The sequence below is a fragment of the Allobacillus halotolerans genome (assembly GCF_018967645.1).
Lineage (GTDB): Bacteria > Bacillota > Bacilli > Bacillales > Alkalibacillaceae > Allobacillus > Allobacillus halotolerans.
The window spans coordinates 45,928-60,302 of sequence record NZ_JAHLZF010000012.1; the positions used below are offsets into that span (position 1 = coordinate 45,928).

The 14,375-nt window shown below is 39.1% G+C and carries 17 protein-coding genes; all 17 read left to right on the forward strand.

Annotated elements, in window-relative coordinates; genetic code table 11:
• Positions 1-13: 13 nt before the first annotated feature.
• The 17 genes from KQ486_RS09085 (at position 14) to KQ486_RS09165 (ending at position 14,373) form a co-directional block, all read left to right on the forward strand.
• Positions 14-337 (forward strand): KOW domain-containing RNA-binding protein, encoded by a 324-nt coding sequence (locus KQ486_RS09085; RefSeq protein ID WP_144163564.1) that lies wholly within the window; start codon positions 14-16, stop codon positions 335-337.
• Positions 330-548 (forward strand): translation initiation factor IF-1, encoded by a 219-nt coding sequence (gene infA / locus KQ486_RS09090; RefSeq protein WP_144163563.1) that lies wholly within the window; start codon positions 330-332, stop codon positions 546-548. Before KQ486_RS09085 ends, infA begins: the two co-directional genes overlap by 8 nt.
• A gap of 32 nt (positions 549-580) precedes the next feature.
• Positions 581-694, forward strand: a complete 114-nt coding sequence (rpmJ, locus tag KQ486_RS09095) for a 50S ribosomal protein L36 (protein ID WP_144088770.1) — start codon at positions 581-583, stop codon at positions 692-694.
• Between the two features lie 24 nt (positions 695-718).
• On the forward strand, positions 719-1,084 hold the full coding sequence (gene rpsM, locus KQ486_RS09100) for a 30S ribosomal protein S13 (RefSeq protein ID WP_216687416.1): 366 nt from the start codon (positions 719-721) through the stop codon (positions 1,082-1,084).
• Positions 1,085-1,109: 25 nt separating this feature from the next.
• Positions 1,110-1,505: a 30S ribosomal protein S11 gene (gene rpsK, locus KQ486_RS09105; protein WP_144163561.1), complete on the forward strand. Its 396-nt coding sequence runs from the start codon at positions 1,110-1,112 to the stop codon at positions 1,503-1,505.
• Between the two features lie 165 nt (positions 1,506-1,670).
• A complete protein-coding gene (locus KQ486_RS09110) occupies positions 1,671-2,615 on the forward strand; it encodes a DNA-directed RNA polymerase subunit alpha (protein WP_144163560.1) in 945 nt (314 codons plus the stop codon).
• A 42-nt stretch (positions 2,616-2,657) separates the two neighbouring features.
• Positions 2,658-3,023 carry a 50S ribosomal protein L17 gene (gene rplQ, locus KQ486_RS09115; protein ID WP_144163559.1) on the forward strand — a complete coding sequence of 122 codons (366 nt, stop codon included), beginning with the start codon at positions 2,658-2,660 and terminating at the stop codon, positions 3,021-3,023.
• 895 nt (positions 3,024-3,918) lie between these two features.
• Positions 3,919-4,746, forward strand: coding sequence for an energy-coupling factor ABC transporter ATP-binding protein (locus tag KQ486_RS09120; protein WP_216687417.1), 828 nt, complete (start codon positions 3,919-3,921; stop codon positions 4,744-4,746).
• Positions 4,722-5,588 (forward strand): energy-coupling factor transporter ATPase, encoded by an 867-nt coding sequence (locus tag KQ486_RS09125; RefSeq protein WP_144163557.1) that lies wholly within the window; start codon positions 4,722-4,724, stop codon positions 5,586-5,588. Before KQ486_RS09120 ends, KQ486_RS09125 begins: the two co-directional genes overlap by 25 nt.
• Complete coding sequence (locus tag KQ486_RS09130; RefSeq protein WP_144163556.1) at positions 5,585-6,382, forward strand: energy-coupling factor transporter transmembrane component T family protein; 798 nt, start codon at positions 5,585-5,587, stop codon at positions 6,380-6,382. The genes KQ486_RS09125 and KQ486_RS09130 overlap by 4 nt, the downstream gene beginning before the upstream one ends.
• Before the next feature lie 108 nt (positions 6,383-6,490).
• Complete coding sequence (gene truA / locus KQ486_RS09135; protein WP_274236585.1) at positions 6,491-7,228, forward strand: tRNA pseudouridine(38-40) synthase TruA; 738 nt, start codon at positions 6,491-6,493, stop codon at positions 7,226-7,228.
• 186 nt (positions 7,229-7,414) lie between these two features.
• Positions 7,415-8,710, forward strand: coding sequence for an adenylosuccinate lyase (gene purB, locus KQ486_RS09140; RefSeq protein WP_216687419.1), 1,296 nt, complete (start codon positions 7,415-7,417; stop codon positions 8,708-8,710).
• Between the two features lie 144 nt (positions 8,711-8,854).
• Positions 8,855-10,381 (forward strand): bifunctional phosphoribosylaminoimidazolecarboxamide formyltransferase/IMP cyclohydrolase, encoded by a 1,527-nt coding sequence (purH, locus tag KQ486_RS09145; RefSeq protein ID WP_216687446.1) that lies wholly within the window; start codon positions 8,855-8,857, stop codon positions 10,379-10,381.
• Positions 10,382-10,621: 240 nt separating this feature from the next.
• On the forward strand, positions 10,622-11,059 hold the full coding sequence (gene rplM / locus KQ486_RS09150; RefSeq protein ID WP_144088781.1) for a 50S ribosomal protein L13: 438 nt from the start codon (positions 10,622-10,624) through the stop codon (positions 11,057-11,059).
• A gap of 25 nt (positions 11,060-11,084) precedes the next feature.
• Positions 11,085-11,477 (forward strand): 30S ribosomal protein S9, encoded by a 393-nt coding sequence (rpsI, locus tag KQ486_RS09155; protein ID WP_216687420.1) that lies wholly within the window; start codon positions 11,085-11,087, stop codon positions 11,475-11,477.
• A 160-nt stretch (positions 11,478-11,637) separates the two neighbouring features.
• Entirely contained in the window at positions 11,638-12,183 is a 546-nt protein-coding gene (locus KQ486_RS09160) for a DUF8453 domain-containing protein (protein WP_246569265.1), read from the forward strand.
• Positions 12,184-12,423: 240 nt separating this feature from the next.
• Positions 12,424-14,373, forward strand: coding sequence for a site-specific DNA-methyltransferase (locus KQ486_RS09165; RefSeq protein ID WP_144163550.1), 1,950 nt, complete (start codon positions 12,424-12,426; stop codon positions 14,371-14,373).
• The last annotated feature ends 2 nt before the right edge of the window (positions 14,374-14,375 follow it).

Sequence of the window (14,375 nt, forward strand, 5' to 3'; positions counted from 1 at the left end):
AAGGTGATTGTGATTGAACGATGGAGAATCGGGAAGTCCTAAAATAGGCCAGTTGGTTCAGATCAAACGAGGTCGTGAACTAAGTCAGTATGCGATTATCATTGATATATTGGATGAGAAATTCGTATTATTGGCCGATGGCGAGAAAAGGAAATTCGACCGACCGAAAAAGAAAAATCTTCACCATGTGGAGCTGATTGATTATGTCTCTCCAGAGGTCGAAAAGAGCTTGAAAGAGACCAACCGGGTGACAAACGGAAAGCTCCGTTTCGCAATATCGAAATTTGTTAATGAACTATTGGCAGATTGGAAGAAGGGAGATTCTCTCAATGGCTAAAGATGATGTAATTGAAATGGAAGGTACAGTTCAAGAAACTTTACCAAACGCTATGTTTAAGGTAGAGTTGGAAAATGGACATCAAATCCTTGCCCATGTCTCCGGTAAGATTCGTATGCACTATATTCGAATTTTACCAGGTGATAAAGTAACGGTGGAAATGTCACCGTATGATTTATCAAGAGGACGAATCACTTATCGTTATAAATAAATGAAGACTCCGATCTAAGAGGAGGTAAGAACATGAAGGTAAGAGCATCAGTAAAACCTATTTGTGAAAAGTGTAAAGTTATCCGCCGTAAAGGAAAAGTTATGGTGATTTGTGATAATCCAAAACACAAACAAAAACAAGGATAATCGAAAAGGAGGTGCCATCCACTAATGGCTCGTATTGCAGGAGTTGACGTTCCACGTGATAAACGTGTTGTTATCGCGCTGACGTATGTATATGGTGTAGGGAAATCTACCGCACAAGAAGTGTTGAATAAAGTTGGTGTTTCTGAGGATACACGTGTACGTGACCTTACAGAAGACGAACTAGCTAGTATCCGTAAAGGTATTGAAGACTATACAGTTGAAGGGGATCTTCGTCGTGAAACATCCCTTAACATTAAGCGATTGATCGAGATCGGTTCATACCGTGGAATTCGCCATCGTAGAGGGTTGCCTGTTCATGGTCAAAAGACAAAGAACAATGCTCGTACTCGAAAAGGCCCACGTCGTACAATCGCTAACAAGAAAAAATAAGTAATCGAAGGAGGTTTGAAGCATTATGGCGAAAAAGCAGCAAACAACTCGTAGAAAACGTCGCGTGAAAAAGAATATAGAGTCCGGTGCAGCTCACATCCGTTCTACATTCAATAATACAATTGTGACAATCACAGACGCAGCCGGAAATGCTATTGCTTGGAGCAGTGCGGGAGCGCTTGGCTTCAAAGGTTCCCGTAAATCTACGCCATTTGCAGCTCAAATGGCAGCAGAAGTAGCGGCGAAATCAGCACAAGAAAACGGCATGAAAACGATTGAAGTTGCAGTTAAAGGCCCTGGTGCTGGTCGTGAAGCAGCAATCCGCTCTTTGCAAGCAGCTGGTCTTGAAATCACTGCAATTGTGGACGTAACACCAGTTCCACACAATGGTTGCCGCCCACCAAAACGTCGTCGTGTTTAATTTATTCGTATATATTTTGTCAGCCCGTCTATAATGGGTTATGATAGCTTAAATAAGCAGGCACGGATTATCAGGCTGTTTTTATGAAACAATACCTGATCATGAAAAAGAATGTGGGGAACTCCGCATAAGTGTTTCGACGTTTTGAAGGAGGGTTTTGGGTAAATGATCGAAATTGAAAAACCGCAAGTTGAAACGATTGAAATTAGTGATGATGCTACATTCGGAAAGTTCGTCATTGAACCGTTAGAACGTGGTTATGGAACGACAGTTGGGAACTCCCTTCGTCGTATTCTATTATCCTCATTACCTGGCGCTGCAGTGACGTCTGTCCAAATTGAAAACGTCCTTCATGAATTTTCAACTATTGAAAACGTCTATGAAGACGTGACGACAATTCTTTTAAACCTAAAAGAATTATCGTTAAAAATTTACTCTGAAGAAGAGAAAACATTGGAAATTGATGTTCAAGGCGAGGGTGAAGTCTTCGCTCGTGATATTCAACATGATAGTGACGTAGAAATACTGAACCCAGACCTTAAAATTGCAACAATCACAGGAAACGGAAGTCTATCCATGAAAATCTTTGCTGAGCAAGGTCGTGGCTACCGTAAAGCAGATGCGAATAAACGCGATGATCAGCCGATTGGCGTTATTCCAGTAGATTCAATCTTTACTCCAGTTAAGAGTGTAACCTATCAAGTTGAAAACACTCGAGTTGGTCAAGTAGCAAACTACGATAAGCTAACACTGGATGTAAGAACTGATGGAAGCATTCGACCAGAGGAAGCAATTTCCTTGGGAGCTAAAGTCTTTACAGAGCATTTGAATGTGTTTGTGAATATGACTGATGAAGCTCAACAAGCAGAAATCATGGTAGAAAAAGAAGAAGACCAAAAAGAAAAAGTGTTAGAAATGACCATTGAAGAGTTAGATCTCTCTGTGCGTTCTTACAACTGTCTAAAACGCGCTGGAATCAACACGGTTCAGGAACTGACACAAAAATCCGAAGAAGATATGATGAAAGTCCGTAACTTGGGAAGAAAATCATTGGATGAAGTGAAATACAAATTGAATGATTTAAACCTAGGCCTACGTAACGACGATTAATCAAGACAGCGATAAATCTTTCTGGTAAAGGAGGTTTTGAGAATGGCGAAAGCAAAATTAGGCCGTCCAACAGATCAACGTCAAGCAATGCTACGTAATCTTGCAACTGATCTGATTGTACATGAACGCATTGAAACAACAGAAGCAAAAGCGAAAGCATTACGCTCTGTTGTCGAAAAACTAATCACACTCGGTAAACGCGGTGACCTACATGCTCGTCGACAAGCAGCTTCAGTCATCCGCAATGCAAAAGCGGACGAAGAAGAGTCACAATCCGCTTTACAAAAATTGTTTTCAGATGTCGCACCTCGTTATGAAGACCGCCAAGGCGGTTACACACGTATCCTAAAACTAGGTGAGCGTAAAGGTGACGGTGCAAAAACGGTGATTATTGAATTAGTTGACTAATTGAATGATTAAGGGAAAAAGGGTGGTCAGTTGCCAGAAACATTGGACTGAGCCCTTTTTTATTTTGTGCAAAAATGGATCTAAAATATTTGTTTGGGTAAATACACAACTTAGCGTAGGTATCGATGATGATCACTGGTGTCAGGCGATTCGCTTACGGCGGGTGCTTGTACTCACAGGTCATGTGCGGTTCCCTTATTTCTTGATCCGCAGGCGTCGCCGCCGATGCTCCTCGCCAGCTTTACGTTTGAACAAGCGGAATCTTATCCGCGAATAGAACACTAAAATGGTGTACCATGTTTGATTAGGAGCACACTATTCGGGGGTAGCACAACTAAATTTAACTCTATCTTCGAATAGGAGCGCTTTAATCGGGGTTAGCACGACTAAATTTAGCTCTACCTTTGATTAGAAGCGCTCTATTCGGGGTTAGCACGACTAAATATAACTCTATCTTCGATTAGAAGCGCTCTATTCGGGGTTAGCACGACTAAATTCTACTCTACCTTTGATTAGAAGCGCTCTATTCGGGGGTAGTACGACTAAATTTAGCTCTACCTTTGATTAGAAGCGCTCTATTCGGGGGTAGTACGACTAAATTTAACTCTATCTTCGAATACCACATTACAAACAAAGTGGTATCTCCATCTTAATTGTGATCAATCTGCTGTATTGAATTCCGACTTTTACTGAAAAATGGTTTTGTAATTGGTTTGACAACGCTAAACGTTTATAAGAAGTACTCTCTAAAGAGCACTCCAACATGTGACTAAAACCGTATTAGTCATGAAATAACTCCTCATACGAAGCTAGAACCAGATCTATTACCAAATCGACTTGTCGGTATGATAAACTAACATTAGTGAAAGAGTACGGTGCCAAGGGAGCAACAGTGATGATTGTATTTAACAAAGTGAGCTATTCATATGACAAAAATAGTGGAAATGCAGTAGATGAATTAAGTATGTCGATTGAACAAAATGAATGGATTGCTTTGATCGGTCATAATGGTTCTGGTAAATCTACACTGGCAAAACTGATGAATGGCTTACTTCTTCCTACAAGCGGAACGATTTCAGTGGACGGGCTATCGTTGTCAGAAGATACCTATTGGGAAATCCGCAAGAAGGTCGGCATGGTTTTTCAGAATCCAGAGAACCAATTTGTTGGGACAACTGTCATGGATGATGTCGCGTTTGGTTTAGAAAACTTAGGTGTCACTCGAGAAGAAATGGTGAAACGAGTTTCTGCCGCATTAAAAGAAGTTGATATGTATTCATTTAAAGACCAAGCACCAAATCGTTTATCTGGCGGGCAGAAGCAACGCGTCGCAATCGCTGGCATTCTAGCGATTATGCCAGAAGTGATCATTTTTGATGAGGCATCGACAATGTTGGATCCGAATGGAAAGCAAGAATTATTGGAAACGATTAAAGGTCTTCGAAAAACAAAAAAGATGACGATTGTCTATATTACACATGACTTGAGTGAAGCAGCCTACGCGGACCGAATCATTGTAATGAACGAAGGAAGACAGTGGATGAGTGGTAAACCGAGAGAAGTTTTCCAATACCAAAATGAGCTGTCCGAGATTGGATTGGAAATACCACTTATATCAAGTATATATGCAGGAATGAACGAGCATGGAGTTAAACTGGAGAAAGAACCATTACATATGAAAGAATTGGTGGATCAACTATGGAAATTGTCTTCGAAAATGTAGATTTTATTTATCAACCGAATAGTCCATTTTCTCACCAAGCATTAAAAGATATCAGTCTGACGATAAAAGATGGAGATTATGCTGCTTTTATCGGGCATACAGGGTCAGGAAAATCAACATTGCTACAACACTTAAATGGCATTCTACGCCCAACTTCGGGGACAGTTCGTATTGGCGATTTCGAGCTGACGACGAAGAAGAACAATGAGATTAAATCACTACGTCGAAAAGTTGGTGTAGTCTTTCAATACCCAGAGCACCAGTTATTCGAGGAAACAGTTGAGAAAGATATTCTGTTTGGCCCTAAAAACTTTGGTATGGATGTTGAGGAAGCAAAGCATAATCTGCCAACTATTTTAGAAGAAGTCGGGTTACCGACAGACGTTCTCCAGCGCTCGCCGTTTGAATTAAGTGGTGGTCAAATGCGGCGGGTAGCCATCGCAGGAGTGCTCATTACGGAACCAAACGTATTGATTTTGGATGAACCGACGGCCGGTCTCGATCCAAGAGGTAGAAAGCAAATCATGAGTTTAATCGACTCGCTACATAAGAAAAAAAGAATGACAATCATTCTAGTGACCCATCACATGGAAGATGTTCTCCGTCACGCGAACCAGGCGTTTGTGTTAAACAAAGGAGAACTAGTGATGCAAGGAGAACCAGTAGAAGTATTCCAAGAAGAAGAACGTCTCCGAAAAATTGGACTTGGCATACCCGAAGAATTACAGCTAATTAATCAATTAAAGCAAACATTAGGTTTACCAATAACCTATCTTCATCAAAGTCCTAGCGAATTAGGAAAAGATATAGCAAAAGCTTTACACGCAGGAGGCAACCGATGAATCAATCCTTTATCATTGGTCAATATGTACCAAAGGAATCACCTGTTCATGCGTTAGATGCACGTACCAAATTAGTGATCGTATTTTTTTACGTCCTCGTGACCTTTTCTGCTGAGACATTGAGTAGCTACTTGATCTTATTTCTCTTTGCTGCATTTGGCGCGGTTATGTCTCGCGTACACCCTTTATTTATCGTGAAAGGCTTGCGTCCGATATGGTTTATCATCATATTGACGTTTATCTTACACTTATTCATACAACGCCAGGGAGAGGTATTATTCTCGATTTTCGGATATGCGATTTACGACCAAGCGGTTATCCAAGCAGCAATCATATCATCCCGGTTATTTTTACTTATATTAATGACGTCACTGTTAACGTTAACAACGACACCAATTTCGATTACTGATGCGGTTGAAACATTACTGAAACCGTTAAAATCCATTAAATTACCTATTCATGAATTAGCCTTAATGATGTCCATCTCCTTACGCTTCATTCCAACATTGATCGAAGAAACGGACAAAATTTCGAAAGCGCAAGCATCTCGCGGTATTGATTTTCGTACTGGAAAGTGGCGTGACCGATTGAAGGCGATCTTTGCTTTGCTGATTCCGCTGTTTATCAGTGCCTTTAAACGAGCGGAAGACTTAGCTATGGCTATGGAAGCAAGAGGATACAGAGGAGATTATGGGAGAACGAAATTCCGTGAATTGAAATTTACGTCGCTTGATTTAATCGTTTTTCTATTGTTTATCATCATCGTTATTGGATTCTTTTATTTCAATGGTTAAAAGCGATTAAAAGAACATTCAGCTTATGACGGTACCTTCTTAATGGAATATTTCTATTACCAAAACCTTCTCACTCAAGATGCTCAACTTAATAAAGGAGAATGTTCTGTGCAACGATTAAAAGTAAATATTGCTTATGATGGAACTGGATTTGCTGGTTTCCAGGTACAAGTAAAAAAGAGAACGATTCAACTGGAGATTGAAAAAGCATTGGAAAAGATTCACCGCCAGCCGGTTCGGATTTTCGCATCAGGCCGGACGGACTCTGGTGTCCATGCAAGAAGCCAATTCATTCATTTCGATACGGAACTAGAGCTTTCCGAACAAAATTGGGAAAATGCCCTTCGTACGACGTTTCCCGACGATATAACTGTCAAAAATGTTGAGAAGGTATCGAGTGACTTTCATGCTCGAAAAAACGCACGAGATAAAACGTACCGTTATTTTATCCGCAACACATCAGCCATAGATATTTTCATGAGGAATTTCGAATGGCATGTACCACAGAAATTGGATATCCAGAAGATGAAGGAAGCGGCTCTTCAAATCGAAGGCACGCATGATTTTACCCCGTTTTCTGCCTCTAAATCAAACGTCAAAGGCGATAAGACACGAACCGTGCATCATATACAACTTTTTGAAGAAGATGGTCGTCTGATGGTTGAGGTCAAAGGTAATGGGTTCTTGACCCATATGGTACGCATCATCGTCGGTACGCTGGTGGATATCGGACTAGGGAAAAAGGATTTAGATTGTATCGAAAAGGCATTTCAATCGAAAGATCGTAGACTTCTCGGCAGAACTTCACCGGGAAAGGGATTATTTTTATGGGAAGTGACGTATTAAGCATGTAAACAATATTTTTGCTTAAACATTATTTTTATTGACGGTATCAATATTTGGAAAACACCAATGATAAATTAAGAATTTATCAAGTTCCCCATGCTATGATGTACACATCAATGTCTGGGTGAGCATACAGAACAAATCATCAAACAAATCAAACGGCTGGAAAATCTGGAGGGACTTAGGATGATCGAACGTTATACAAGAGAAGAAATGGGAAAAATCTGGGCGGAAGAGAATCGATTTAAGGCTTGGTTGGAAGTAGAGATTCTAGCTTGTGAAGCTTGGGCTGAATTAGGCGTCATTCCCAAAGCAGATGTACAGAAAATACGTGAAAATGCTGATTTTGATATCGAGCGGATTCAAGAAATTGAAGCGGAAACTCGGCATGATGTTGTCGCATTCACCCGGGCAGTTTCTGAAACGTTAGGAGAAGAGAAGAAATGGGTTCATTATGGATTGACTTCTACGGATGTGGTAGATACGGCTCTTTCCTATCAAATCCGGCAAGCTAATGAAATAATTCGCAAAGACTTAAACAAGTTTGTTGAGGTGTTGGCTGAAAAAGCGAAGGCCCATAAGCATACCATTATGATGGGAAGAACGCATGGGGTTCATGCAGAACCTACGACATTCGGTTTAAAGTTGGCGCTTTGGTATGAAGAGATGAAGCGGAATGTCAAACGGTTTGAAGATGCAGCTGAAGGAATTGAATTCGGAAAACTTTCCGGAGCTGTCGGTACGTATGCGAATATCGATCCATTTGTTGAACAGTATGTATGTGAAAAGTTAGGTATTCAGCCAGCACCGATTTCTACACAAACTTTGCAGCGTGATCGTCATGCTCATTACATCGCGACACTTTCCTTGATTGCAACTTCAATTGAAAAGATGGCTGTGGAGATTCGTGGCTTGCAAAAAAGCGAAACGCGGGAAGTGGAAGAGTTTTTTGCAAAAGGGCAAAAAGGTTCGTCTGCTATGCCGCATAAACGAAATCCAATTGGCTCTGAGAATATGACAGGAATGGCACGTGTGCTTCGCGGTTATATGCAGACTGCTTATGAAAACGTTCCACTTTGGCACGAACGGGATATTTCACACTCCTCTGCCGAACGGGTCATTCTCCCGGATGCAACGATTGCTTTGAATTATATGTTGAATCGTTTCACGACAATCGTCGAAAAGTTAACCGTTTTTGAAGAGAATATGCGTTCCAATATGGATAAAACGTTTGGATTAATCTTTTCTCAACGAGTATTATTGTCCTTGATCGATAAAGGATATGCCCGTGAAAAAGCCTATGATTTAGTTCAGCCTTTGGCCATGCAGGCATGGGAAGAAGGAACATCTTTTATTGATTTGGTGAAAGAGAATGAGGAAATTCAATCGTTACTTTCCCAAGAAGAATTGGATGATTGTTTTGACCCGACCTATCACTTGAAAAATGTAGATATGATTTTCGAACGTCTCGGTTTGGAATAAAAGAAGTTCATGATGAGGAAAAGCGAGCGGTTGTATGAAGAGAAAGGTATTCATTGAACCTTCCAGTTATCGAAAAATCACAAGAGATTTAGCAATTACTTTGTAGAAAAAACCTAAAGTAATGGAAGGGTGACTAACTTGGGCATAAAACAACGTGCATTAATCAGCGTTTCGGATAAAGAGGGGATCATTGACTTTGCGAATCAACTCGTCAATTCAGGAGTTGAAATTGTGTCCACTGGTGGAACAAAAAAAGCACTTCAGGAAGCGGATATTCCGGTCATTTCAGTCGAAGATGTCACAGGCTTCCCAGAAATTTTGGATGGAAGAGTCAAAACGCTTCACCCAAATGTGCATGCTGGACTCTTGGCGAAACGAAATGAAGGGGAGCATATACAACAAATCGAAGAACAAGGAATCACGCCAATCGATTTATTGGTCGTCAATCTGTATCCATTTAAAGAGACGATTGCTCGAAATGAGAGGACATTTGAAGAGTCCATAGAGAATATTGATATTGGTGGACCTGCGATGCTGCGGGCAGCTGCAAAAAACCATCAAGACGTAACGGTTGTTGTGGATCCTCAGGATTATAACCGAGTTGCTGAATCAATTGAAAAGGGATTAACTACCGAACTCAAAACTGAACTAGCTGCAAAAGTTTTTCGTCATACAGCTCACTACGATGCTTTAATCGCCGAATACCTGACAAAACAAACAGGTGATTCATTCCCTGAAACACAGACGTTTACATATGAACGGAAGGAACAATTAAGGTATGGCGAAAATCCTCACCAGCAGGCTGCTTTTTATACTCATCCTTTAGCCGGGGATCGAACGCTCGCAAATGCCGAACAATTACATGGAAAGCCTTTATCTTACAACAACATTCAAGATGGCAATGCAGCCCTAGAAGTAATCGCCGAATTTGATGAGCCTGCAGCGGTTGCCATTAAGCATATGAATCCTTGTGGAGTGGGAGTAGGTGATACGGCATATGATGCTTATATGCGTGCTTATGAAGCAGACCCGGTATCCATTTTTGGTGGAATTGTTGCCATCAACCAGCCTGTTGAGAAAGATGTAGCTGAAAAATTAAAAGAAATATTTTTGGAAATTATTATCGCACCCGATTTTTCACAGGAAGCACTGGAAATACTTACGCAAAAGAAAAATATCCGATTGCTCAAGCTACCTTTTGATCAGCGCCCAAAGGAAAAGAAGGTGACATCCGTTGCTGGAGGTGTCTTAATTCAGGAGGAAGACCGACTGGAAGTTCATCCTGCAGATTGGACAGTAATAACCGAGAGAGAACCATCCGAATCAGAGTGGAAAGACTTAACGTTTGCGTGGAAAATCGCCAAGCATGTGAAATCGAACGCCATTTTGCTGGCGAAGGATGAAAAGACCGTCGGCGTCGGAGCAGGGCAAATGAACCGAGTGGGTGCTGCTAAAATCGCGATTGAACAAGCGGGTGAAGCGGCAAAAGGTGCGGTCATGGCATCTGATGCTTTTTTCCCAATGTCGGATACTGTAGAAGCAGCACAGTCGGCAGGAATCAAGACGATTATCCAACCAGGTGGCTCGATTCGTGATGAAGACTCTATTCAAAAATGTAATGAGTTCGGAATTGCGATGGTCTTTACGGGCAATCGCCACTTTAAACATTAAACCAAAACAATTGAATCCTGGTGACTGGCGTTGACTATGGTCATTGCAACCCGAGTTTAACCGTTGAAAAATGAATGAAGATGAAGATAAACCAATATATGACTTGACAAAGATGCCATAGGTATTATAATATATGCTATGGCATTTTATCATAACCACGTAATAGCCCCGGAAAACTATTCGTGTTAGATAAATTGAAAAACGTAAAATAAACGGATTGAAATATAGGAGGGAAAACACATGCGCACAACTTTCATGGCAAATGAAAACAATGTTGAGCGTAAGTGGTATGTGGTAGACGCAGAAGGACAAACACTTGGCCGTCTTTCTACAGAAGTAGCTAGCCTACTTCGCGGAAAACACAAACCAACATACACGCCACATGTCGATACTGGCGATCACGTCATTATCATTAACGCAGAAAAGATTCATTTAACTGGTAACAAATTAGACGATAAAATTTATTACCGTCACTCAAATCACCCAGGTGGTTTGAAATCACGTACAGCAAACGAAATGCGTACGAAATACCCTGAACAAATGTTAGAAATAGCTGTTAAAGGAATGCTTCCTAAAAACAAGCTAGGACGTAAAATGATCAAAAAATTAAACGTTTATCGCGGTGCAGAGCATAAGCATCAAGCACAGCAGCCAGAAGTTTACGAACTTCGCGGGTAATTGAAAAAAAGGAGGTTAATCAATCGTGGCACAAGTACAATACTACGGAACTGGCCGTCGTAAAAGATCAGTCGCTCGTGTTCGCCTTGTTCCAGGTAACGGAACAGTAACGGTCAACAATGTCGACTCTAAAGAATATTTCCCACATGAAACTTTACGTTTAATCATTAACCAACCACTTGAAGCAACTGAAAACGTAGGTAACTACGATGTATTAGTAAACGTCAATGGTGGTGGATTCACAGGTCAAGCAGGAGCAATCCGTCACGGAATCGCTCGTGCATTGCTTGAAGCAGACCCTGAATACCGTAAAGTATTGAAGAGTGAAGGACTACTAACACGTGACGCACGTGAAAAAGAACGTAAGAAATACGGTCTTAAGAGTGCTCGTCGTGCACCACAGTTCTCTAAGCGTTAAGTTTGATTATACACCTAAAACTCCCAGTCATAATGACTTGGGAGTTTTTTTGTTTTTATAGCGACATTGCATAAAGTAGTAGATAACACTAACCATTAAACTCGATTTGTTTTTCAATAGGTCTAGTGCCAATTAAATATTTAAAGGGGGATTATTTCCGGTGGGAACCATAACTGATGCAATAGCTTTTTCAGATTGGATACAAATACTATCCATCATTGCAACAACGATAATTTCAATTGTTTCGGTTATCATCGCTACTAAATCATTACGACTCACAAAGAAATCAATAGAAGATGCAAATAGACCCTATATTGGTTGCTTTGTTGAAATGATAGAAGTTGGACACTTTCAAAAATATTTTGTAATAAAAAACTTTGGAAAAACACCTGCAACAATAGTAGATATTAAATTTAATAAGGAAATTAAAGGATTAGGAAGGGAAGGTAAGCTGGATTCAGTAAAAAATGCCTTAATTGCACCTAATCAAAAGTTTATTACTGCAGTAAATGTAAAAGAGATCGAAGATCTCATTGTAACAATTGTTTATGAAGATATGAATAACCAAACCACTGAGCAATCCTTTAACTTAAATTTAGGTTTTACTTCGGATTTATTATATAAAACATCAGATGATTCAAGATTAACGAATGATATGAATGCATTAAGAAATGTTTTACACCAACTTACAAAGAGAGGAATTTAACTTTATTAATCAAGATAGCGCCAATAAAGGTAAATATAGTCCTATAATATATATAAAAGGCTCATTATGTCGAAAACCTATGTACTTTGAATTCATCAGTATATTGGTTTTTGTCTTGGTCTTGGGAAATTTGTCCTATTAAACTTCATGATTTATGAAGAAAATATTTTATGTGATAATATAATAAGTGGATATTATAACAAGCTCGATGATTAAAATATTATAAGGACTGATTTTGGAATGAAAACTAAAATTAATGAAGCAATTAAACACGTTTTGCAGCAATTTGGTAACAAGTATTTTATAGGTGAAGCATTAAATAAGAACAAAGTTATTCAAGATTTAGATACATATGATAAAGATTTACTTGAAGCATTTATTTCGGATGAAATACTAAAGAGCAACTTTACAATTGATATTGCAGGGAATCTTGTCTTACAAACAAATAAACTCATTGAATTATTCGAAACGGACGAATACTGGCAAGACTCGTATACAAAATACTCAAAGAAAATCGGGTTAGCAGCGGGTGGAAAATTTATCGATGAATCGACAGATGTTGTATTAGATTTCCCTTATAAAGATACGGTGTTGAAAGCAAGTATGAGTAAAGAAGATACAGATAAAGGTGACTTACGCCCAGATGAGCCATTTTTGAACAAAGTTATTTCAAAGGAAGAAATTGATGTTCTATTAGACAAGAAGATTTTAGTGAATGCGAGAAAGTATGATGAAAATGGTGTATATGAAGTAGGTAGTTTCAGTGAGAAAGATAATTTAATTATAAAAGGGAATAACTTACTGGCATTACATACGCTAAAGGAAAGGTATGCAAGAAAAGTTAAACTCGTATATATTGATCCTCCATATAACACAGGTAATGATAGTTTTAGGTACAATGATCATTTTAATCATTCAACTTGGTTAACATTTATGAAGAATAGATTAGATATTGTTAAAGATTTTATGAGTCAAGACGGTGTTATTTTTGTTCATTGTGACAATAATGAACAATCCTATTTAAAGGTTTTGATGGATGAAGTCTTTGGGCACGAGCAATTCATTGAAACAATAACGGTTGTTAATAATCCTCGTGGACGTGATTACGGAGGTATAGCAAATATGCATGAATTTATTCATGTCTATGCTAAATCCAAAGATGATTACAATATATATAGGATTACTGATTTAGATAAAAAGTTCCCTTACTCAGATGAGATAAGTGGTTATGAAATAAGAGAACTTAGAAATAGAAATACTGCATTTCATATCGATAACCGTCCTAACTTGCATTATCCTTTTTATGTTAACCCCAATAAAGAATTAGATAATGGGTTTTTAGAACTATCTTTAGAACCTAAAGAGGGTTTTGTAGAAGTCTATCCCGCTGAATCAATGGGAATAAAAACTGTTTGGCGTTGGGGAAAAGAAAAATCATTGCAAAATTTAAATATTAATGTAGTAGGTAAAGCAATGAGCGAATCTGGTAGATATATGATTGTTGAAAAATATCGTAATAATTCTCAAATGGCAAGGTCGGTGTGGAATGACAAATCGGTCAATTCTGAAAGAGGTACAGTGCATCTTAGAGAGTTATTTGGCAAAAAAGTATTCTCTTTCCCAAAACCAGAGGACCTATTACATAGAATTTTAAGCATAGCTACGAAAGAAAATGATCTAGTACTTGATTTCTTTATGGGATCGGCCACTACCCAAGCAGTTTCTCATAAAATGAATCGAAAATATATCGGAATTGAGCAAATGGATTATTTAAATGAAGTATCTGTACCACGTTTACAGAAAGTGATTGAAGGTGAACAAGGTGGTGTATCCCGGCATAGTGATGTAAATTGGCAAGGTGGCGGCAGTTTTGTCTATGCTGAATTAATGGAAAAAAACCGTGGTTTTTTAACTGCTACTATAAATGCGAAAACACAATCAGAATTACAGCAAGTATTCGATTTCATGCTAGATGAAGCAGAAATTGACTTTCGTGTTGATTTAGAAGCAGTAAAAGACACCCTACATGAACTGCCATTCGAAGATCAAAAGAAAACTCTCTTTAAAATCATCGACAAAAACCAACTCTATTATAATTATTCAGAGATCGACGATGCAAATGTCCGTGATTTGATTTCCGATGACGACTACTCATTCAATAAACACTTTTATGATGATGGGAGCGAGTAAGC

Excerpts from the sequence above, each read along its gene's own strand:
- rplQ (WP_144163559.1), top strand. The coding sequence starts at position 2,658 with ATGGCGAAAGCAAAATTAGGCCGTCCAACAGATCAACGTCAAGCAATG.
- infA (WP_144163563.1), top strand. The coding sequence starts at position 330 with ATGGCTAAAGATGATGTAATTGAAATGGAAGGTACAGTTCAAGAAACT.
- KQ486_RS09125 (WP_144163557.1), top strand. The coding sequence starts at position 4,722 with ATGGAAATTGTCTTCGAAAATGTAGATTTTATTTATCAACCGAATAGT.
- rpmJ (WP_144088770.1), top strand. The coding sequence starts at position 581 with ATGAAGGTAAGAGCATCAGTAAAACCTATTTGTGAAAAGTGTAAAGTT.
- KQ486_RS09120 (WP_216687417.1), top strand. The coding sequence starts at position 3,919 with ATGATTGTATTTAACAAAGTGAGCTATTCATATGACAAAAATAGTGGA.
- rpsM (WP_216687416.1), top strand. The coding sequence starts at position 719 with ATGGCTCGTATTGCAGGAGTTGACGTTCCACGTGATAAACGTGTTGTT.
- rpsK (WP_144163561.1), top strand. The coding sequence starts at position 1,110 with ATGGCGAAAAAGCAGCAAACAACTCGTAGAAAACGTCGCGTGAAAAAG.
- KQ486_RS09165 (WP_144163550.1), top strand. The coding sequence starts at position 12,424 with ATGAAAACTAAAATTAATGAAGCAATTAAACACGTTTTGCAGCAATTT.
- rplM (WP_144088781.1), top strand. The coding sequence starts at position 10,622 with ATGCGCACAACTTTCATGGCAAATGAAAACAATGTTGAGCGTAAGTGG.
- purB (WP_216687419.1), top strand. The coding sequence starts at position 7,415 with ATGATCGAACGTTATACAAGAGAAGAAATGGGAAAAATCTGGGCGGAA.
- KQ486_RS09110 (WP_144163560.1), top strand. The coding sequence starts at position 1,671 with ATGATCGAAATTGAAAAACCGCAAGTTGAAACGATTGAAATTAGTGAT.
- KQ486_RS09130 (WP_144163556.1), top strand. The coding sequence starts at position 5,585 with ATGAATCAATCCTTTATCATTGGTCAATATGTACCAAAGGAATCACCT.